This window comes from Marinimicrobium alkaliphilum (genome assembly GCF_003259155.1).
In the GTDB taxonomy this organism is placed as follows: Bacteria; Pseudomonadota; Gammaproteobacteria; order Pseudomonadales; family Cellvibrionaceae; genus Marinimicrobium_A; species Marinimicrobium_A alkaliphilum.
On the sequence record NZ_QGMQ01000001.1, the window covers coordinates 583674 to 603963 of the forward strand.

16 protein-coding genes and 1 tRNA gene are annotated in these 20290 nt (G+C 57.5%); 13 read left to right on the forward strand and 4 right to left on the reverse strand.

The window, feature by feature from the left end:
* Positions 1 to 4 precede the first annotated feature (4 nt).
* The gene (locus DKW72_RS02650) at positions 5 to 1075 is read right to left on the reverse strand and encodes a 3-deoxy-7-phosphoheptulonate synthase (protein ID WP_111640743.1); all 1071 of its coding nucleotides are present in this window, start codon (positions 1073 to 1075) and stop codon (positions 5 to 7) included.
* 244 nt (positions 1076 to 1319) lie between these two features.
* Here DKW72_RS02650 and DKW72_RS02655 point away from each other — a divergent pair, with 244 nt between their 5' ends.
* The 6 genes from DKW72_RS02655 to DKW72_RS16320 all read left to right on the forward strand — a co-directional run bounded on the left by DKW72_RS02655 (position 1320) and on the right by DKW72_RS16320 (position 9723).
* Entirely contained in the window at positions 1320 to 2951 is a 1632-nt protein-coding gene (locus tag DKW72_RS02655) for a pectate lyase (protein WP_111640744.1), read from the forward strand.
* 383 nt (positions 2952 to 3334) lie between these two features.
* The gene (gene speA, locus DKW72_RS02660) at positions 3335 to 5257 is read left to right on the forward strand and encodes a biosynthetic arginine decarboxylase (protein WP_111640745.1); all 1923 of its coding nucleotides are present in this window, start codon (positions 3335 to 3337) and stop codon (positions 5255 to 5257) included.
* 12 nt (positions 5258 to 5269) lie between these two features.
* Entirely contained in the window at positions 5270 to 6463 is a 1194-nt protein-coding gene (locus DKW72_RS02665) for a saccharopine dehydrogenase family protein (RefSeq protein ID WP_111640746.1), read from the forward strand.
* Positions 6464 to 6729: 266 nt separating this feature from the next.
* A complete protein-coding gene (nspC, locus tag DKW72_RS02670; RefSeq protein WP_111640747.1) occupies positions 6730 to 7902 on the forward strand; it encodes a carboxynorspermidine decarboxylase in 1173 nt (390 codons plus the stop codon).
* 386 nt (positions 7903 to 8288) lie between these two features.
* Complete coding sequence (locus tag DKW72_RS02675; RefSeq protein WP_111640748.1) at positions 8289 to 8996, forward strand: hypothetical protein; 708 nt, start codon at positions 8289 to 8291, stop codon at positions 8994 to 8996.
* A 208-nt stretch (positions 8997 to 9204) separates the two neighbouring features.
* Positions 9205 to 9723: a hypothetical protein gene (locus tag DKW72_RS16320; protein ID WP_157960374.1), complete on the forward strand. Its 519-nt coding sequence runs from the start codon at positions 9205 to 9207 to the stop codon at positions 9721 to 9723.
* Positions 9724 to 10065: 342 nt separating this feature from the next.
* Here the strand turns inward: DKW72_RS16320 and DKW72_RS02680 are convergent, their stop codons facing one another.
* Genes DKW72_RS02680 through DKW72_RS02690 form a run of 3 tightly spaced genes read right to left on the reverse strand, consistent with a single transcriptional unit; the run spans position 10066 to position 13886 of the window.
* Positions 10066 to 11646 (reverse strand): MFS transporter, encoded by a 1581-nt coding sequence (locus tag DKW72_RS02680; RefSeq protein WP_111640749.1) that lies wholly within the window; start codon positions 11644 to 11646, stop codon positions 10066 to 10068.
* Positions 11647 to 11664: 18 nt separating this feature from the next.
* Positions 11665 to 12825: a Gfo/Idh/MocA family protein gene (locus DKW72_RS02685; protein ID WP_111640750.1), complete on the reverse strand. Its 1161-nt coding sequence runs from the start codon at positions 12823 to 12825 to the stop codon at positions 11665 to 11667.
* Positions 12825 to 13886 carry a sugar phosphate isomerase/epimerase family protein gene (locus DKW72_RS02690; RefSeq protein WP_111640751.1) on the reverse strand — a complete coding sequence of 354 codons (1062 nt, stop codon included), beginning with the start codon at positions 13884 to 13886 and terminating at the stop codon, positions 12825 to 12827. Before DKW72_RS02690 ends, DKW72_RS02685 begins: the two co-directional genes overlap by 1 nt.
* Before the next feature lie 363 nt (positions 13887 to 14249).
* Here DKW72_RS02690 and DKW72_RS02695 point away from each other — a divergent pair, with 363 nt between their 5' ends.
* The 7 genes from DKW72_RS02695 to cysQ all read left to right on the forward strand — a co-directional run bounded on the left by DKW72_RS02695 (position 14250) and on the right by cysQ (position 19961).
* Positions 14250 to 14711, forward strand: coding sequence for an NfeD family protein (locus DKW72_RS02695; RefSeq protein WP_111640752.1), 462 nt, complete (start codon positions 14250 to 14252; stop codon positions 14709 to 14711).
* Between the two features lie 34 nt (positions 14712 to 14745).
* Positions 14746 to 15672 carry a stomatin-like protein gene (locus tag DKW72_RS02700; protein WP_111640753.1) on the forward strand — a complete coding sequence of 309 codons (927 nt, stop codon included), beginning with the start codon at positions 14746 to 14748 and terminating at the stop codon, positions 15670 to 15672.
* 310 nt (positions 15673 to 15982) lie between these two features.
* Positions 15983 to 16059: transfer RNA gene (locus tag DKW72_RS02705), tRNA-Val, on the forward strand.
* A gap of 237 nt (positions 16060 to 16296) precedes the next feature.
* Complete coding sequence (locus tag DKW72_RS02710; RefSeq protein WP_111640754.1) at positions 16297 to 18225, forward strand: polysaccharide biosynthesis protein; 1929 nt, start codon at positions 16297 to 16299, stop codon at positions 18223 to 18225.
* A gap of 76 nt (positions 18226 to 18301) precedes the next feature.
* Positions 18302 to 18646, forward strand: a complete 345-nt coding sequence (locus tag DKW72_RS02715; protein WP_111640755.1) for a MarR family EPS-associated transcriptional regulator — start codon at positions 18302 to 18304, stop codon at positions 18644 to 18646.
* Positions 18643 to 19137, forward strand: a complete 495-nt coding sequence (gene rfaH, locus DKW72_RS02720; RefSeq protein WP_198411192.1) for a transcription/translation regulatory transformer protein RfaH — start codon at positions 18643 to 18645, stop codon at positions 19135 to 19137. The genes DKW72_RS02715 and rfaH overlap by 4 nt, the downstream gene beginning before the upstream one ends.
* Positions 19134 to 19961 (forward strand): 3'(2'),5'-bisphosphate nucleotidase CysQ, encoded by an 828-nt coding sequence (gene cysQ, locus DKW72_RS02725; protein ID WP_111640757.1) that lies wholly within the window; start codon positions 19134 to 19136, stop codon positions 19959 to 19961. The genes rfaH and cysQ overlap by 4 nt, the downstream gene beginning before the upstream one ends.
* The last annotated feature ends 329 nt before the right edge of the window (positions 19962 to 20290 follow it).

Here is a 20290-nt window from a genome sequence, read left to right on the forward strand (position 1 = left end):
CCCATCAACCCCGGGCTTTCAACGCATCTTTGATCTTGTCACGCATACTGCGCAGCGCGGTTTCGGTGGTTTCCCAATCGATACAGGCATCGGTCACCGACACGCCGTACTTCAGATCCGCCAGGTTTTCCGGAATCTTCTGATTGCCGGCATTGATGTGGCTTTCCACCATCAAACCGATAATGGACTGATTGCCTTCCATAATCTGGTTGGCGACGTTATCCATCACCAGCGCCTGCAACTCGTGATTTTTGTTCGAGTTGGCGTGGCTGCAATCAACCATGATATTGCCCGGGACCTTGGCCTTGGTCAGCTCTTCCTCGCACATGGCAACGCTCACCGAATCGTAATTGGGCTTGCCATTGCCGCCGCGCAGCACCACGTGTCCGTAAGGGTTGCCGCGGGTGTGGATGATCGAGACCTGACCCTGGGTGTTGATACCCAGAAAACGGTGCGGTTTGGACGTCGACTGCAGCGCGTTGATGGCCACGGTCATGCCGCCATCGGTACCGTTTTTGAATCCGACGGCCGACGACAGGCCACTGGCCATTTCCCGGTGAGTCTGGGACTCGGTGGTGCGCGCGCCAATGGCTGACCAGCTGATCAGATCCTGCAGGTACTGGGGCGAAATCGGGTCCAGTGCCTCAGTGGCGGTGGGCAGGCCCAATTCGGAAATATCCAGCAACAGTTTGCGACCGGTATGCAAACCCTCTTCAATCTTGAAGGAGTCGTCCAGATGCGGGTCGTTGATCAGGCCTTTCCAGCCGGTGGTTGTGCGAGGTTTCTCAAAATAGACGCGCATCACCACATAGATGGAATCGCTCACTTCATCTGCCAGCTTTTTCAGGCGCTGGGCATAGTCCATGGCGGCATCCACGTCGTGAATGGAGCAGGGGCCAATGACCACAAAAATCCGATGATCTTTACGATCGAGGATATTGCGGATGGTCTGGCGGCCTTCAGTTACCACTTTCCGGGCCTTGTCGCTCAGGGGCAGTGCGCCTTTGAGCTCCGCCGGGGAAATCAGCAGCTCCTGGGAGACCACATTAAGATCGTCTACTTGAGTCTCAGTCATTACTTCCTATCCAATAGTTAGGGCGAGTTCGTGCCTATTCTACTCAAAAACGCCGCACTTTTGGGATGATTTTGACTATAGTTTTGATAGGCCGGCATTATTTGGATGGCGTCTTCGATAGTTAAAGCATATTTTTAAAGGGACCATAAAGCAGAGTTAAAAATCGTTAACTCTCTATCGCGGGAGCCCCGCGCGCGGTAGGCTGGTGCCAATAACAACCAATAGTCCGAGAGAGAGACCAATAATGATAAACCGTTACTACCGCCGTTTTGTCGGTGCGTTGCTCCTGTACCCGCTGCTGAGTGCCTGTGTCAGCGCCCAACCCGATCCCCAGAGCGTAGAAGCGACCATGCGCCAGGCCACCGAGTTTATGGTGGAGAAGGTCAGCAATCGCGGGGGATATTTATACACGTATAAGTCTGATTTCTCCCGTATGTGGGGCGAAATGGAAGCCTACCCAAGCCAGTTCTGGATTGAGCCCAACGGCGGTACCCCGCACATGGGGCACCTGTTTCTGGATGCCTACAAGGCGACCGGGGACGAATACTACTACCAGGCCGCCGAGCAGGTCGCCGGTGCCCTGATCTGGGCTCAACACCCCAGCGGTGGCTGGCACTATATGGCGGATTGGGGCGGCGAGGCATCGCTCAAGCAGTGGTACAGCACCATCGCCAAGCACGGTTGGCGCCTGGAGGAATACCACCATTACTATGGCAACGCCACCTTCGACGACCATGTCACCAGCATCTCTGCCAAGTTTCTGCTGCGCCTGTATATGGAAAAGCTCGACGCGCGCTACCGAGCGCCGTTGATGCAGGCCGTACAATTCGTGCTCGACAGCCAGTACCCGGTGGGCGGTTGGCCTCAGCGCTACCCCCTGCGCAACGAGTTCAGCAAAGGCGGTCAGCCGGACTACACCTCCTTTATCACGCTCAACGACGACGTCTCGCGGGAAAATATCGACTTCCTGTTGATGACCTATCAGGTCTTGGGCGAGCAGCGCGTGCTGGAGCCGATCAACCGTGCCATGCACACCATTTTGTTGCTTCAACAGGGTTCTCCCCAGCCGGGCTGGGCCATGCAGTACACCCCGGACGACCTCAAGCCGGCCGGGGCGCGTACCTACGAGCCCAAAAGCCTCTCACCCCATTACACCGCCGACCAGGTTGAGGTGCTGTTGCATTTTTACTACCTGACTGGCGACACCAAGTTCCTGGCGCGCATCCCCGAGGCCCTGGACTGGCTTGACCGTGTGCGCCTGCCGGAGGACCGGATCCGCGCCGAGGGCGGACGGACCCACGCCACCTTCTACGAAGTGGGCACCGACAGGCCCTTGTACGTGCATCGACGCGGTTCCAACGTCGTTGCGGGCGAGTACTATGTTGACTACGACCCGGAAAACACCCTGTCGCATTATCGGGCCGCGCGTTATGTCGACGTCGATGCCCTGCGTGAAGCGTATGAGCAGGCCCGTGCCACCCCGCCGGAAGAAGCGGTCAAAGGGTCGCCTCTGCGTAACCCCGACGCCGTGGGCTTGCCCCCGTACTTCACTCTGCGAGGGGATGTGAGCGCACTCAACCCGGAGAGCCGTGCCTTGCCCGAGCGCGACCCGCGCGAACTGCGTCGGCGCGTGCAGGCGCTCCAGGGCGAGCTCAATGACGAAGGCTACTGGCCGACGCCGCTGACCCATACCTCCAACCCCTACATCGGCGCGCCGCCGAGCGACGAGCCGACCCCCGGTGATTTCGCCAGCCGCGATGTGGGTGATCAGTGGGATACCTCGCCTTACCGGGTTGAAGAGCCGGAGATGGGGATCAGTACCCGCGCGTATATCGAGAACATGGCCACGTTGATTCACTATTTGGTCGCCGAATAGCCGGTCAGATTCAATTTAGGTGCCTCAGGTGTCGGGTTGGGTGCCGTTTTGTCGGATTACGCGCTGCGCGCTAATCCGACCTACAGGATACAGCGTGCCATTGTTCACGTAGGTCGGATTAGGCCAAGGGCCGTAATCCGACACCTGAGGCACCCATCCCGACCGAACCCGCCAACCACACCCATCCCGCAACACCCATCCGCGACATGTTCCCAAACCCCGCCCCAACATCCCTGCGAACCCCGCTAATCCCTGCTATTATGATGCCCACAAATATTTAACCGGCAAATGCTTTCCTTTTCCCCGGAAATGTGGAACATTGCGCGCTTTTAATCCACCCCGAGCAGGCAAACGCCTGTGCACAGACAGAACAGGTGGCATCATTGACTGACTCCTCCAACACCTCCCCGTGGTCTCCCCGAAAATCGGCCGAACTGTACGGCATCGATGAGTGGGGCGGTGGTTATTTTGGTATCGATGACGACGGCGATGTCGTCGTCAAAGCACCCCATAACGGCCATCACACCGCCGTATCCATCCCCCAGGTTATCCAGGGCCTGCAACAACGCGGGCTGGACATGCCGGTATTGCTGCGGGTCGAAAACCTGATCGACGGACGCATCAGCGCCCTCAACGACTCCTTCGCGGAAGCCATCGGTGCCTGTGGCTATCAGGGCGAGTACCGCGGTGCTTTTCCCATCAAAGTGAATCAGCAAAGCCATGTGGTGGCGGAAATTGCCCGCTTTGGCGAGCGCTACAACCACGGTCTGGAAGCCGGCAGTAAAGCCGAGCTGATGATCGCCATGTCGAGCTTGAGCAATCGCGAAAGCCTGATCATCTGCAACGGCTATAAAGACGCCGAGTTTATCGATCTGGGGCTGCAGGCGCGGCGGCTCGGTTTCAAATGCTTTTTTGTGGTGGAAACTCTGGCCGAAGTGCCCATCATCATCGAGCGCAGCCGCGAGCTGGGTGTAGACCCGCTGATCGGCGTGCGCCTCAAACTGTCCACCAAAGTCGAAGGCCACTGGGCTGAAGACAGCGGCGATCGCAGTCTCTTCGGTCTGTCCACGATCCAGTTGGTCAGTGTTATCGACACCCTGCGCGATGCCGGTCTGCTGCACTGCCTACAGCTGCTGCACTTTCATTTGGGCTCACAGATTCCCAACATCCGCAGCATCCGCGCCGGTGTGCTCGAAGCCTGCCGCTATTACATCGATCTGGTGGAAGAGGGCGCGCCCCTGGGCTATATCGATCTGGGCGGCGGTCTTGCGATTGATTACGACGGTACGGGCAGCACCGTGAGCGGCTACAGCCGCAACTACGGCATCAAGGAGTACTGTGTCGACGTGGTGGAAGCCATTCAGGAGTCCCTGGATGCCCACGACATTGCGCACCCCACCATCGTGACCGAGTCCGGTCGGGCGACCGTCGCACACACCGCCGTACTGCTGTTCAACGTACTCGACGTCAGCAACTTCGACCCCGCGCCGACGCCAAGTGAACTGTCGGAAGAGTGGCACGAGCAGGTCACCAACCTGTGGCACATCGTCAACAAAATTACGCTGGAAGGCCTGCACGAAAGTTACAACGACGTGCTCTACTACCGCGACCAGGTGCGTGAGGCGTTTCACCGGGGCGATGTCAGCCTGCGCATGCGTGCGCTGGCCGAAAACCTGTGTCTGGCCGGCCTGCAAAAAATCATCAGCCTGCTGCCGCAGATGAAGCGTATCCCGCAGGAGCTGGAAGTGCTGCCGCAGCAACTGGCGGACATCTATTACGGCAACTTCAGTGTGTTTCAGTCGCTGCCGGATGCTTGGGCCATTTCTCAGGTATTCCCGGTGATGCCCATACACCGGCTGGATGAAGAGCCCACACGGCAGGCGATCATTGCCGATCTGACCTGTGACTGCGATGGCAAGCTCAGCAAGTTTGCCGGCCCGGAAGGGGAGAGCAGCACCGTCAGCCTGCACCCGCTCAAAGAGGGTGAAGAATATTATCTGGGTGTGTTCCTGGTCGGTGCCTATCAGGAAACCCTCGGCGATCTGCACAACCTGTTTGGTGACACCAACGTGGCGAGCGTGCGCATCAATGCCGACGGCACCCTGGACTTTGTCCATGAACTTCACGGCGACAGCGTTGCCGATGTACTAAGCTATGTGGAATACGATCCGCAGGCGATGTTCAAAGAGTTTCGTAAAACCGCCGAGCAGGCGGTGCGCGACGGCCGTATCAGCGTGAGCGAACGCCAGCAGATGTTGAGTGCATTTACCGAGAGCCTGCGCGGCTACACCTATTTCGAGCGTTAACAGGAGAGACGCATGTCTAAAGTATTGATTATCGGTGCCGGCGGTGTCGGCGGTGTTGTCACCCATAAATGTGCGCAGGTGCCGGAGGTTTTTTCCGAAATCGTGCTCGCCAGCCGTACCCAGTCCAAGTGCGATGCGATTGCCGCGCAACTGGATCGCCCGATTAAAACGGCCAAAGTCGACGCGGATAACGTCCCCGAGCTGGTGGCACTGATCGAAGCAGAGAAGCCCTCGCTGGTCATTAACGTGGCGCTGCCGTACCAGGATCTGACCATCATGGATGCCTGCCTGGAAGCGGGCGTGCATTACATGGACACGGCCAACTACGAACCGCCGAATGAAGCCAAGTTCGAGTACAAATGGCAGTGGGCCTACCAGGAAAAATTTGAAAAGGCGGGCCTGATGGCGCTGCTGGGCTCAGGTTTTGACCCGGGTGTGACCAACGTTTACACCGCCTACGTCAAAAAGCACTATCTGGATGAAATCCACACCCTGGACATCATCGACTGTAACGCGGGCGATCACGGCTATCCGTTTGCCACCAACTTCAACCCGGAGATCAATATCCGTGAAGTCACCGCCAACGGTCGCTTCTGGAAAGACGGCGACTGGGTCGAGACGCCGCCCCTGAGCGAATGCCGCGAGTTCGACTTCCCGGGCGGTATTGGCCCCAAGAAAATGTACCTGATGTACCACGAAGAGCTGGAGTCCATCACCAAGCACTTCCCGGAAATCAAACAGGCGCGTTTCTGGATGACCTTTGGTGACAGCTACCTCAAGCACCTTGAGGTGCTGGAAAATGTCGGCATGACCGGCATTGAGCCGGTCGAGTTTGAAGGTCACAAAATCATTCCGCTGCAGTTCCTCAAGGCGCTGCTGCCCGATCCCGCCAGCCTCGGCCCGCGCACCAAGGGCAAGACCTGTATCGGTATCGTGGCCCACGGCCTTAAAGACGGCAAGAAAGAGTCTGTGTACATCTACAACATCTGCGACCACGAAGAGTGCTACCGGGAAGTGAAATCCCAGGCGATTTCCTACACCACCGGCGTCCCGGCCATGATCGGCGCCAAGATGATGCTGCAAGGCAAATGGATGCAGAAGGGCGTGTGGAACATGGAACAACTCGACCCGGATCCGTTTATGGAAGCGCTCAACAAGCACGGCCTCCCGTGGGAAGTAGAGCTGTCGCGCGAACGTCCCGAGTAGTATAGGCACCTCACCATCGACAACGTGCCGTTTTGTCGGATTACGCCCTTCGCGCTAATCCGACCTACTTGAACAACGGCACGGGACACAGAAAATTGGCACGGTGTATCGCGTAGGTCGGATTAGCGAAGCGTAATCCGACACCTGAGGCACCTCACCATCGACAACGTACCGCTTTGTCGGATTACGCCCTTCGCGCTAATCCGACCTACTTGAACAACGGTAAATCGTATTAACTTAATCTAATTATGGTCCCCGAAACAACCATGCAAAAACGCCGCTATTTCGATCGCTTTGACCCCATCCGCGTGCCATCTCCCTGTTACGTGATCGACCGGGCGGCGGTCGAGGACAACCTCAAAATCCTCAACCGCGTCCAGCGCGAAAGCGGCGCCAAGGTTCTGGCCGCCCTCAAAGCCTTCTCCGCCTGGAACCTGGCACCATTGTTCCAGCAATACCTGAGCGGTGTCTGCGCCAGCGGCTTGCATGAAGCTCAACTGGGGCGCGAATACTTCGGCGGCGAAGTCCACACCTATTCTGCGGCCTTCAAGGAAGAAGACCTGGTTGAAATTCTGAAAATTTCCGACCACGTCGTTTTCAACTCCTTCAGCCAATGGCAGCGCTTTAAAGGGCTCGCCCTTGAGGCCCAAAAGCAGCGCCCCGAGTTGCATTTCGGCATGCGCATCAACCCGGAACACTCGGAAGGCGACGTGCCCCTGTACGATCCCTGCGCGCCTTGCTCGCGCATGGGTACGCCGATCTCCCAGTTTGATCCCGACGCCCTCGACGGTATCACCGGCTTGCACTTTCACACCCTGTGCGAGCAAGACCTGCCGCCGCTCCAGCGTACCCTCAAAGCGGTGGAAGAAAAGTTCGGCCCCTACCTGCACAAAATGGAGTGGATCAATTTTGGTGGCGGACACCATGTCAGCCGAGAAGACTATCAAGTCGATGACTTGATTCAGACCATCAAAGACTTTGCCCAACGCTACGACGTGCAAGTGTATATCGAACCGGGCGAGGCGGTCGCCATTCGCAGCGGCGTGCTGGTGGCCGAAGTGCTGGATCTGATCTGGAACGGGTTGGATCAGGCGATTCTCGATACCTCCGCCACCTGCCATATGCCCGACACCCTGGAAATGCCTTACCGCGCCGATATTTTCGGGGCAGGGGAGCCGCAGGAAAAACCGCACACCTACCGCCTGGGCGGCATGACCTGCCTGGCGGGTGACGTCATCGGCGATTACAGCTTCGCCCAGCCGTTGCAGGTTGGCCAGCGTTTGGTGTTCGATGACATGGCCCACTACACCATGGTCAAAACCACCACCTTCAACGGCATCCGCCTGCCTAGCATCGCGATTTGGGACTCCCGTACCGATGAGTTGCAGGTTGTGCGCGAGTTTGGGTACGAGGATTTCAAAACCCGGTTAGGTGGATAAAGCAAGATGCCATTATATGCGGGTACAACGTGCCGTTCTGTCGGATTACGGCCTTTGGCCTAATCCGACCTACATAAGCGTCGGCACGGTGTTTCGGGTTGGGCACAACGTGCCACTGTTTGAGTAGGTCGGATTAGCGCAGCGTAATCCGACAATGAGGCACGCAAATATCGACAAGGTGCCGTTCTGTCGGATTACGGCCTTTGGCCTAATCCGGCGCTGTTGCCGAAGACACAATATGTGACGTGAGTCACTAATCGCGATTTTAAGTTTTTCCCGAGCTTGGCCTAATTGCCGTCGCTTGCTAGCATTACCGTCTACTCATCACCTACTGCAGGCTCCAAGTTTTTAGGGAACTGAGCTGCGCAAGATCAAGGAGGATCAAAATGCTTTACGGCAATTCCCATTACTATTCCTACCACGCACAACGCCAGCACCAAGCCGCCAAAGAGGTTGATATCTACATCCTGAATCAGAAGGAGTTTCTCACGATGTGGATATACACGCAAAAAGACCTCGGGAAGTCCCCCGCCCAGATCGAAGAAAAGCTCAGCCGCCTTACCGGCGTTGAGTTGATCAGCTCAACGTTGGATGTTGCCAAGGACCATGCGGCCTTAACGAGAGATATCGCATTGCTGTCTGTACTTGCCAGAGACCTGATGCGGTCAGGTGGGCTGTTGACGGAATACTACACAACAGTAAGAAACGGACAAGAGTATATCGTTTTCAAAGGTAATCACCGACTGCGAAGAATCATCAGAGGTACCCGATATCTGGCGTCCAATACCCAAATGTTAAAGCTTGGCATCGGCGGAAAGGGTATCCGTGCGGCAGCAAAAACCAGTTTCGTGATAACGGCGGTCATGTCCTTGACCCTGAGAACCTATGAATGGTTTTTTAAAGAAGAATATCGCTGGGCGCATTGGGTTTCTAACTTGAGCGCCGACCTGATTAAATTAGCGATTGCCGGCTTTTCGGGATATTTGGCTGCAACGGGAGTTATTGCTCTTGGGGCTGCAACTGCCGTAGCAGTTCCTGTCGTCATTCCTATTGTGGCAGGTATTAGTTCGCTTTTTTTGTTGGGCTTTCTTTGAGCCTAGTCGACTCTGACGATAGGCTAAGTAAGTACATATTGTCTTTAATGGATGATGTAGAGGAGAGCGTCGCGAAAAAAGGGAATGAGATTACAGGTGAGATTTACGGCTTGGCGGGTCGTGTTATTCGAACGTTGAGCTCTGAGGGTAAAAGGCTGATTTTTTCACGACTCAAAATCTATCGCCAAAAGTATTTGAGGAGATCTATGTGAGAAAAATAAAAGCTTTTTTGGGTTTTTCAGCCTTTGGGGTGCCTCTTATGGCGGCTGGTCTGTGGGCGATTCATTACCAGCTGGTTCCGCTCTTAAAAACTCTCGCTGTTTCACCGCCGGTCGTTGTTGTTCACTACCTTCATACAATTGCACCGGGAGTGTTTCTTACTGGTCTAGGGTTGATGGTTCTGACAGCTAGCATTCCCTTCTATAGTAAAGAGCGACTTTCGAGTTCTAGACCTTATAAACTGTCGATCTACATTTGCTATGTTGCGTTGTTTGTAGTTTTAGCAGGCAGACCAATCGGCGCTCTTTACTGGAGCGCCCATATGAGCTCCAAAGGCTACGAACGCTGCTCATCCTACCAGCTGCTGGGGCGTAGCCAATGGCATCAGTCGATGTGGACCCAAACGCGGGAAATCTGTGAAGATCCCAGAGTGTCTGAGTTGCTTAGGCACTATGGGCTAGAAGGTGGGATGGACGCGGTCCGCCGGCATGTTGAACGTCAGCATTAATCGCCAGGTGTGAATCTGGTTTGGTGCCTCAAGTGTCGGATTACGCCTGCGGCTAATCCGACCTACTCGAACAATCGCAAATTGTAATACGACAAAAACATCCAACCCCGAACGATTGGCGCGTTGTATCCAGTAGGTCGGATTAGCGCAGCGTAATCCGACAATGAAGCACGCAAATATCGACAAGGTGCCGTTTTGTCGGATTACGGCCTTTGGCCTAATCCGACCTACATAAGCGTCGGCACGGTGTTTCGGGTTGGGCACAGCGTGCCATTGTTTAAGTAGGTCATAAAAAAACGGCGCCCTGAGGGCGCCGTTTTTCGTTGTAAACAACCGGGGCGGTTATTGTGCGCCGGTGTTCTCATCCAACTTTACTGCACGGTAACCACCGCGCTTGCGATCTTGCAGGAACATGATGGCGAAGAACGCGGCAACAATCAGGGCTACCGGTGCGACCCAGCGGAATGCCATACGGCCGCCGTAGTTGTCAGCAGGGCGCAGCACAGCGCCAGCTTCTTCAATCAGCTCACCTTCTTCTGCCAGGCCACTGTCGAGCAGTGAGCGCAGGGCATTACCGGTCAGCTGGCCGTCCAGCTCGTTGTTGCTGCGGTAGTAGCTCAGAGCGCGCTCGTTGTGTCCGATAACGTTCTCCAGGTCTTCGGGGAGGAAGCCCAGTCTCGCCAGCTCATCGAGATCATCGCCTGCGGCGCGGGCCTGATCCACATAGGCCGGGAAGCGCTCTTGCACTTGCTCCATTACGCGCACAGTGCGTTGTTCATCCAACGCATCCGGCATGTAACGGTCGGCAATCACACCCATCTGACCTTGCAGCGTACCGGAGGCGGCCATACCGGCACCGATCATCAGTACGATGCCCACAGAACCGGCTTTCGGGAAGCGCTCGCTCATCAAGCCCACCATGGTGGGGAAGAAGAAGGCCACACCAAAGGCGAAGACGGTGGCGGCAAACAGCAGTTTGACGATACCGGTCTCAAAGCTGGCGAACATGATCAGACCCAGGCCGGTCAATACCGCTGAACAAAACAGCATGCCGGTCGGCGCCAGGCGCTCAACAACCGGGCCGGCAAACAGACGCAGCACAGCCATCAAACCGGTGATCCAGGCAAATACCAACAGTCCGTGCATGCCGGCGTTTTCCAACACGTCCGGAATCCAACGCATGGGGCCCAGCTCCAGTGACAGTGTGATCATTTTGATCAAGATCAGCAGCAACACAATGGGGTGGGTCAGGGTATAGCGCAGGATTTCACCCACCGGTACGCCCGCTTCGGCGGTTTCGGTTTTGGGGAACTTGAGCGGCAGAATCATCGCACCGTAAACAATAATCGGGATGTACATGACCGCAATATGCACAGTCCAGTGACCCAGGTTGAGTGCACCGATAGAACCGATCTGGAACATCAACCAGCCGAGCAGGGCACCGACCACCATGCCGCCCGGGAAGAAGGCGTGGAAGTGGTTGAGCTTGACGGTCTTCCGCTCCGGATAGAGTGCAGCGGTCATCGGGTTACCGGCGGCTTCAATCAGGCCGTTACCGATACCCAGACAGATGGCGCCGAGGAACAGGATCCAAAAGCCTGACGGTGAACCGGCCGAGAAGTAGGCCAGCAACAACAGCGAGACACCGACCAGGTGGCCGACAAAGGCGCCGGCAGCGGCGACCCGTAGGCCGATTTTTTCCAGCACCGGTGCTACCGCAATCAGTGACAGGGCCATGCCCCAAAGTACCGCGCCGCCGATAAAGCCGACGTCGGCGTTGGTCAAAATGAACTCGGTTTTCAGTTGGCCCAGAATCCCGCCCACCAGGGCAAACGAGAAGGCCGTGGGGAACAGTGCAAGGCACACCCCGGCAAACAAACGTGAACGATGGATACCGTTGGCATCCAGTTTAGCTGTATTCATAGCAGGTAATCCTCTGGGTTATTGTTTGTTGTTTTTCATGGTTGTCCAGCGTCCGTCGTCGTCTGACGAACGCAGCACGGCGTCGATAAAGCGCATACCCATCACCCCGGTGTTGATGCCGGGAATCCAGGCCTCAATCGGGTGTTTTTCACCTTTGCGCTTGGCCACCAGCACGTCAGCGACGTCAGTATACAGGTTCGCAAACGCTTCCAGATAACCCTCGGGATGACCAAAGGGAATACGGATGCCGCGGGCGGCAATATCACTGTCGATATTGTCGTCCCGGCGGGTGATGCGCTGATGGTGTCCGGCCAGCGGCGTCAGCCACAGCTCGTTGGGTTTCTCTTGCGCCCATTCGAGCCCGGCCTTATCGCCAAAGATCCGAATGCGCAGGCCGTTCTCACAACCCGGGGCCACCTGGCTTGACCAGAGCATGCCCTTGGCACCGCCTTTAAAGCGCAGCATCGCGTGGACGTTATCGTCCACTGCGCGGCCCTCGACAAACGCGGTCAGATCCGCGCTCACCGCATCCAGCTCCAGCTGCGAGATAAAAGTCGCCAACTGGAAGGCGTGGGTGCCGATATCGCCCAGGCAACCGGCTTTACCGGAACGCTTGGGGTCGGTGCGCCAGTCGGCTTGCTTGTTGCCCGGCTCGGACGCCTGAGTCAACCATTCCTGCGGGTATTCAACCTGCACCAGGCGCACATTGCCCAGCTTGCCTTGCTCCACCAGCTCGCGCGCATAGCGCACCAGCGGGTAGGCGCTGTAGTTGTGGGTCAGGGCAAAGAAGGCATCACTTTTCGCACAAATCTGTGCCAGTTCTTCCGCTTCCTCGAGCGTGCGGGTGACCGGCTTATCGCAGATCACATTGATGCCCGCCTCAAGCGCGGCCTTGGCTACCGGGAAGTGCATATGGTTGGGGGTCACAATGGCGACCGCCTCAATGCCGTCTTCGCGCGCCGCCTCGGCTTTGAACATGGCCTCGTAAGAATCATAGGAGCGGTCGAGGGCAATGTGCAGCTCCTCAGCCGAGGCTTTGGCGACCTCAGGCTTGGAGGAGAGGGCACCGGCCACCAGCTCGTAGCGGTCATCAATACGCGCGGCAATGCGGTGGACGCCGCCAATAAAGGCGCCCTGGCCGCCGCCGACCATCCCCAGTCGTACGCGTGCGTCTGCCATTACTTGCCTCCCAAGCCGAGAATACGGCGATTGCGCTGGGCATCCGTCTGACCACCGGCAAAGTCGTCAAAGGCTTTCTCGGTCACGCGGATGATGTGCTCGTTAACAAACTTCACACCTTCCTCGGCACCGGCTTCCGGGTGTTTCAGGCAGCATTCCCACTCGATCACGGCCCAGCCGTCAAAATCGTTGGCGGTCAGGATGGAGAAAATGCGTTTAAAGTCGATCTGGCCATCGCCCAGGGAGCGGAAGCGACCGGCGCGCTCGACCCAGCCCTCGTAGCCGCCGTAAACGCCCTGCTCGGCGGTGGCGTTGAACTCGGCATCTTTGACGTGGAACAACTTGATGCGATCCTTGTACTTCTCCAGGAAGGCAATGTAATCCAGCTGTTGCAGAATCAGGTGGCTGGGATCGTAGAGGATGTGGCAGCGCGGGTGGTTGTCCACTGCGGCCAGGAAACGCTCAAAGGTGGCGCCGTCGTGCAGGTCTTCACCCGGGTGGATCTCGTAGCAGACGTCCACGCCGGCCTTGTCGAAGGCGTCCAGAATCGGCTTCCAGCGGTTGGCCAGCTCTTTAAAGGCTTCTTCTACCAGGCCCGCCGGGCGCTGGGGCCAAGGATAGACAAAGGGCCATGCCAGGGCGCCAGAGAAGGTGGCGTGAGCGGTCAGGCCCAGGTTTTTACTGGCCTTGGCGGCAAACATCATCTGCTCGACCGCCCATTTTTGGCGCGCGTCCGGGTTGTTGTGTACCTCGGGCGGGGCAAAGGCGTCGAACATCTCGTCGTACACCGGGTGCACGGCGACCAGCTGGCCCTGCAGGTGGGTACTCAATTCGGTGATTTGCAGGCCGTTTTTGGCCAGAGTGTCTTGTACCTGTTTGCAGTAGTCCAGGTCGTTGGCGGCGCGCTCCAGATCGAAGATACGCTTGTCCCAGGACGGAATCTGAACCCCTTTGTAACCCAGATCCCCAGCCCATTTGGCAATGTTTTCCAGGGTATTGAACGGTGCTTCGTCACCGCAGAACTGCGCTAGAAAGAGTGCGGGCCCTTTGATTGTCTTCATTAGTCGCTCCCAATTAATCGGTCAGGGGAATCCGGGAAGTCAGCGCTGTCTTTTCGTGTGGGTAAAAAGCCAGCTTTCCGGTATTCCCAACTTATTAGTGATGCAGAACTTCTTTATGGTGGTGCTTATTTTTGGCTGCCTACTGCAGGTCTCCTGATCCGGTTCTGATTATAAAGATAAATATTATTTATTCTACCCCCGAGATCACCGGGCAAAACAGTGTCAACACTAAGCCGACCGGCGGTTCAAGTAAACCCCATGCCCCCCTCAAAAAGTGTTAAGAACCGTTGGCGCACAAGCCCGCCCCCAAAGTGACACTCCCGCGTTATACTACCGCCTCGCTTATCAACGGAAGGATGATTTATGCCGGATTATGCATTGTGGATACTGATTGGCTTGGTGCTGTTGATCTCCGAGCTGTTTGCCCCGGGGCTGATCGCCATCTTCTTCGGCATCGGCGCGCTGATCGTGGGCCTCCTGGTGGCCGTCGGTGTACTGGACTCCCTGGCGTCGCAGCTGGTGGTGTTTTCCCTGCTGAGCCTTGCCGCGCTCTTCGGCCTGCGCCGCCAGTGCAAGCGCTGGATGCATGGCGGAGTATTTGGCCGTTCCAGTAAGAACCTGGACGACACCGGCTTTGTGGGCACCCGGGTCAAGGTGCTGTCGGACTTTGTTCAGGGGACGGGCACCGTCCAACTGCACGGCGCCAAGTGGGACGCCGAGTCCGACGAGCCGCTCAAGGCCGGCGATGCGGCCTGGGTACTGCGCAACAAGGGCATCCAGCTCACCGTCAGCGGCCAGGCGCCTCAAAACAACGAACCACAGTAACACCCTTAATAAACTGAACTTTTGGAGCTAATGCATGGAAATTGCAACAATTATTGCTTTTGTCTTTCTTTTTCTGGTCGTCCTCACCCTCGTCAAGACCATCCAGATCGTGCCCCAGCGCTCGGCCTTTGTGGTGGAGCGGTTGGGTAAGTACGCCAAGACCCTGGAAGCGGGCTTTCACATCCTGATCCCGTTCGTGGACAAAATCACCTACCGCCACACCCTGAAAGAAGAAGCCATCGACGTGCCACGTCAGGCCTGTGTCACCAAAGACAACATTCAGGTGGTGGTCAACGGCATCATCTATCTGCAAGTGGTTGACCCCAAAGCGGCCAGCTACGGCATCAACGACTACCGCTACGCCGGTATGCAGCTGGCCCAGACCACCCTGCGTTCGGTGGTGGGTAAGATCGACCTGGACAAGACCTTTGAAGAGCGCGAGACCATAAACGAACAGGTCGTGCTGGCGCTGGACGAAGCGGCCAAGCCCTGGGGCGTGAAAGTGCTGCGTTACGAGATCGCCGACATCGAGCTGCCCGCCACCATCCTGGACGCGCTCGAGAAGCAGATGCGCGCCGAGCGTGAGCGTCGCGCCGTGGTTGCTCAGTCTGAGGGTGAGCGTCAGTCCAAAATCAACGTGTCAGAAGGCCAGAAGCAGGAAACCATCAACCTGTCCGAAGCCGAGAAGCAGCGCCAGATCAACGAAGCGGAAGGTAAAGCCCGCGAGATCCAGCTGATCGCCGAAGCCACCGCCGACGGTATCCGTCGCGTTGCCGAAGCCATTAACAACGAGGGTGGTCAGGAAGCCGTGTCCCTGCGCGTCGCCGAGCAGTACGTGCGCGAGTTCGGCAAGCTGGCGAAAGAGACCAACACCATGATTCTGCCCGCCGAGTTGTCCAACATCGGCGGCGCCGTAGCGGCGTTGACCAAAACCTTCGACGTCGCCAAGATGTCCAAGTAGGTCGGATTAGGCGAAGCCGTAATCCGACAAAGCCGCACCCATGTGCAGTGCCTCATCGTCGGATTACGCCCTGCGGGCTAATCCGACCTACTGGATACAACGTGCCAATGTAAGAGTAGGTCGGATTAGGGAAGCCGTAATCCGACAAAGCGGCACCCAACCCGGCCCAGCGTGCCAATGTTCGAGTAGGTCGGATTAGGCGAAGCCGTAATCCGACACCTGAGGCACCCAATTCTTTTCTGAACATCCAACCACAAAAAACACTTGAGCAATCCCAAAGACCTTGGTAAAGTGCGCGCCACATCGGGACAGGACCATAGCTCAGTTGGTTAGAGCGCTACCTTGACATGGTAGAGGTCGGCGGTTCGAATCCGCCTGGTCCTACCATTCCCCGATGCCTGTTATCCCAGAAAACCCCAAAACCTGCTCACCTAAAGATCGTTCAGTGCTTGATGGCATATTTCTTGTATCAATTTGTCATAAGTTTGTTAAAACCCATCAAAAGCTTGTTAAATCGGTGCACAATGAGCACAACCTTGCTTTATACTGGCGCACATTGAACGGTACATCAGCCAGGGCGGACGGAATCATCGCCTGTTGCTGACCCCAAGGAGACACCCGGTAATGCTGGAAGCCCTCTTCGAGTCGTCGAGAACCACCAAGCGCGTTATCTCGATCGTTTACGACACGGCCGCTATTGCTCTAGCGTTCTACGCTGCCATGACCCTGCGGCTGGGCACCGTCGCCATTCCCTTTACCACCAAAGAAGCCACCACCTTACTGATCACCCTCACGGTGACCCTGCTGCTGTTTATTCGCATGGGTATGTACCGGGCGATCCTGCGCTACATGGGCACCCGCGCCATGCTCACCATTGTGGGCTGCATTTGCGTCTCGGGCCTGGTGCTCGCCTTCGCCGCCTTTCTGACCTACGCCTTTATTCCCCGCTCAGTGCCCTTTATCTATGTTGCCCTGGCGCTGATCATTATGGGCGGGCCGCGTCTGCTGGTGCGCAACATCATTCTGATGCTCAACCGGCGCACCGGGGGCAACAAGCAGCCCGTGGTGGTCTACGGGGCAGGGTACACCGCCCACCAGCTCACCCAGGCGCTGCAGAACTCCCCCTTTAAAGTGGTCGCGTTTGTGGATGACAACCCGACCCTGCACGGTACCGTCCTCGCCAACATCAAGGTCCACCCGCCCTACATGATTGAGCCGCTGCTGCGCGCCCACAACAGCAACCGGGTGCTGCTGGCCCTGGGTGGCAGTCCCAACTCGGCGCGGGCGCGGGTGATCAAGCGCCTGGAGCCGCTGCAAGTGGAAGTGATGACCGTGCCCGCCATTCCGGACATCGTCAGTGGCAAGGCGCGTATCGAACACATCCGCGACGTCGACATCGAAGACCTGCTCGGGCGCGACCCGGTGCGGGCCAACCCGACCCTTCTGAACGCCTGTATTACCGGCAAGGTGGTGATGGTGACCGGAGCCGGGGGCTCAATCGGCTCTGAGCTCTGCCGTCAGATCCTGCGTCAGGAGCCCAAGTGCCTGATTTTGTTCGAGTTGAACGAATCCCGCCTGTACGAACTCGACCAGGAGCTGCGCGACGAAATCGCTGCCATGCCCGATGTCGAGATCAAGCTGGTGCCTCTGATTGGCTCGGTACAAAAAGAAAATCGCCTGGAAACCATCATGCGCACCTTTGGCGTGCAGACGGTCTACCACGCCGCCGCCTATAAACACGTGCCGCTGGTCGAGCATAACGTGGTCGAAGGCGTGCGCAACAACGTCTACGGTACCTGGTATTGCGCCGAGGCCGCCATTCGCGCCGAGGTCGAATCCTTTGTGCTGATCTCTACCGACAAGGCCGTGCGCCCCACCAACGTCATGGGCGCCTCCAAGCGTATGGCCGAGCTGGTGCTTCAGGGCCTTGCCCAGCGCCAGCGCGCCACGCGCTTCAGTATGGTACGTTTTGGCAATGTGTTGGGCTCGTCCGGGTCGGTGGTGCCGCTGTTTCGTCAGCAAATCAAAAACGGCGGCCCGGTCACGGTTACGCACCCGGAAATCATCCGCTACTTTATGACCATTCCCGAGGCGGCCGAGCTGGTCATTCAGGCCGGCGCCATGAGTCAGGGCGGGGACGTGTTCGTACTGGATATGGGCGAGCCAGTCAAAATCGTCGACCTGGCCCGGCGCATGATCCACCTCTCGGGCCTGGAAGTGAAAGACGACGTTCACACCAACGGCGATATCGCTATCGAGTACACGGGCCTGCGCCCGGGTGAAAAACTCTACGAAGAGCTGCTCATTGGAGACAATGTCACCGGCACCGACCACCTGCGCATCATGCGCGCGGAAGAGCAGAGCATGAGCTGGGAGTCCACCAAGGCCCTGCTCGACGAGCTGGACAAAGCCTGCCATACCTACAAATGCGACCAGGTGCGCGAACTGCTGATGAACGCCCCCACCGGGTACAACACCCACGAGGAACTGGGCGACGCCGTTTGGCTCCAGCGCCAGTCCAACACCAACAGCAAGTTGCGCCTGATCAGCTGAGCCAGCGCCTGCCTTGAACCCCCAGTACAAAGCCCGTATGATTGTGTTCAATCAATGAACACATGTGCGGGCTACCATGCTTACGGACGAATGCCGCTACAAAGTCCTTAAACTTCTGGACGAAGACCCTCGCTTAAGCCAACGCGAGCTGGCCCGGAAAATGGGAATCAGCGTCGGCAAGGTCAACTACTGCCTTAAAGCCCTGGCACAAAAGGGCATCATCAAGGCCAGCAACTTCAAAAACAGCGCCAACAAGCAAGCCTACGCCTATCTGCTGACGCCCAAGGGCATCGAGGACAAAGCGCGCGTTACCGCCCGGTTTCTCAAAGTGAAACTGGCCGAGCATGCCGCCTTACAACAGGAAATTGAACAGCTGCGGCGCGAGGTGCACACCTGCGCCGCCGAGGAGGTAGAGCCTTGAGCGCCTGGTATCTGGTGCAATGCAAGCCGCGCGAAGCCGAGCGTGCCCAGGAGCACCTGCAAAATCAGAACTTCGACTGTTTCCTGCCCATGCACCCGATGATGCGCAAGCGCAGCGGTAAATTTTGCCGGGTGGTGGAGCCGCTGTTCCCTTACTATCTGTTTATCAACCTCGATGAATTCAGCAACTGGCGAGTGATTCGCTCCACCCGGGGTGTCGCGCGCGTGGTCAGCTTTAATGGCCAGCCGCAGATCGTCTCTGATGAAATCATCGAAGGCTTAAAACGGCAGTGCGCCCAACTCGATGGCAGCGCGCCCGAACCGATCTTTACCAGCGGCGAGCGCGTAATGATCACCGAAGGCTGCTTCAAGGACCTTGAAGCCATCGTACAAACTGCGCGCGGTGACGAGCGTGTGGTGTTGCTGCTTAACCTGTTAAACCGCACCCAGCCGATCACACTGCCGGTGCATGCCATCAGTAAAATGCGATGATTGACTCAACTCTCCCTTACGCTCAAATAATCCGTCTGGCCGAAGAAGCCGGGCAGGCCATCATGACCGTCTACCGCGACGGCTTCAACATCACCCAAAAAGCCGACGACTCGCCCGTGACCGAGGCCGATATGGCCGCTCACCACTGTATCGAAGCGGGTCTGCGCGCTTTGACGCCGGGTATCCCGCAACTGTCAGAAGAGAGTGCCCACGTGCCCTGGGATGAGCGTCGGCAGTGGCAGCGCTACTGGCTGATCGACCCGCTCGACGGCACCAAGGAATTTATCAAACGCAACGACGAATTTACCGTCAACATTGCCCTGATCGACGGGGCGGAAGCCATCTGGGGCGTGGTGCACGCGCCGGCGCTCGGGTTGACCTTCGCCGGCGGGCCGGCAGAGCAGGGGGCCTATCGAGTGCACGCGCAAGGCGAGAATGACACCCTCTCCGTGGAGGGCTTACCCGGTGGCCGGGAAGGGTGGCACGTCATGGGCAGTCGGGCGCATCACAGCACGGCGTTCAAGGAATTTGTCGAGCAGTTCAACGAGCCGGACATCACCAACATGGGCAGCTCGCTCAAAATCTGCCACATCGCCGAAGGCAAAGCCCACGTCTACCCGCGCCTCGGCCCCACCAGCGAGTGGGACACCGCCGCCGGCCACGCCATCCTGCGCAGCGCCGGCGGCGAGATCATCAACGCCCACACCGGCGAACCGTTGACTTACAATCAAAAACCCTCATTGCTCAACCCCGCATTCCTCGCCCTGGGCGGCACCGCCAGCCCTGATGATTACGCCGAGTTGTTGTCCCCCCACCGCGCGTAAGGCGCCGATCCGGCTCGGGTGCCGTTGGCGGGCTCGGAGCCACATTGTCGGATTACGCCCTGCGGGCTAATCCGACCTACTCGAACACCGTGCGATTGATCGGTTTTGTTGATGCGGGGTGCCACATTGTCGGATTACGCCCTGCGGGCTAATCCGACCTACTGGAAACAGCGTGCCGATGTCTGCGTAGGTCGGATTAGCGCAGCGTAATCCGACAATCCGGCACCGAGCCCGAATCAGCGCGCCAATGGCGGGCATGGTGGTGTTCTTGTCGGATTACGCCCTGCGGGCTAATCCGACCTACTGGAAACAGCGTGCCGATGTCTGCG

Coding starts and splice junctions, on each gene's coding strand:
- DKW72_RS02650 (WP_111640743.1), bottom strand. CDS start 1,075: ATGACTGAGACTCAAGTAGACGATCTTAATGTGGTCTCCCAGGAGCTG.
- DKW72_RS02655 (WP_111640744.1), top strand. CDS start 1,320: ATGATAAACCGTTACTACCGCCGTTTTGTCGGTGCGTTGCTCCTGTAC.
- DKW72_RS02665 (WP_111640746.1), top strand. CDS start 5,270: ATGTCTAAAGTATTGATTATCGGTGCCGGCGGTGTCGGCGGTGTTGTC.
- nspC (WP_111640747.1), top strand. CDS start 6,730: ATGCAAAAACGCCGCTATTTCGATCGCTTTGACCCCATCCGCGTGCCA.
- DKW72_RS02675 (WP_111640748.1), top strand. CDS start 8,289: ATGCTTTACGGCAATTCCCATTACTATTCCTACCACGCACAACGCCAG.
- DKW72_RS02680 (WP_111640749.1), bottom strand. CDS start 11,646: ATGAATACAGCTAAACTGGATGCCAACGGTATCCATCGTTCACGTTTG.
- DKW72_RS02685 (WP_111640750.1), bottom strand. CDS start 12,825: ATGGCAGACGCACGCGTACGACTGGGGATGGTCGGCGGCGGCCAGGGC.
- DKW72_RS02690 (WP_111640751.1), bottom strand. CDS start 13,886: ATGAAGACAATCAAAGGGCCCGCACTCTTTCTAGCGCAGTTCTGCGGT.
- DKW72_RS02695 (WP_111640752.1), top strand. CDS start 14,250: ATGCCGGATTATGCATTGTGGATACTGATTGGCTTGGTGCTGTTGATC.
- DKW72_RS02700 (WP_111640753.1), top strand. CDS start 14,746: ATGGAAATTGCAACAATTATTGCTTTTGTCTTTCTTTTTCTGGTCGTC.
- DKW72_RS02710 (WP_111640754.1), top strand. CDS start 16,297: ATGCTGGAAGCCCTCTTCGAGTCGTCGAGAACCACCAAGCGCGTTATC.
- DKW72_RS02715 (WP_111640755.1), top strand. CDS start 18,302: ATGCTTACGGACGAATGCCGCTACAAAGTCCTTAAACTTCTGGACGAA.
- cysQ (WP_111640757.1), top strand. CDS start 19,134: ATGATTGACTCAACTCTCCCTTACGCTCAAATAATCCGTCTGGCCGAA.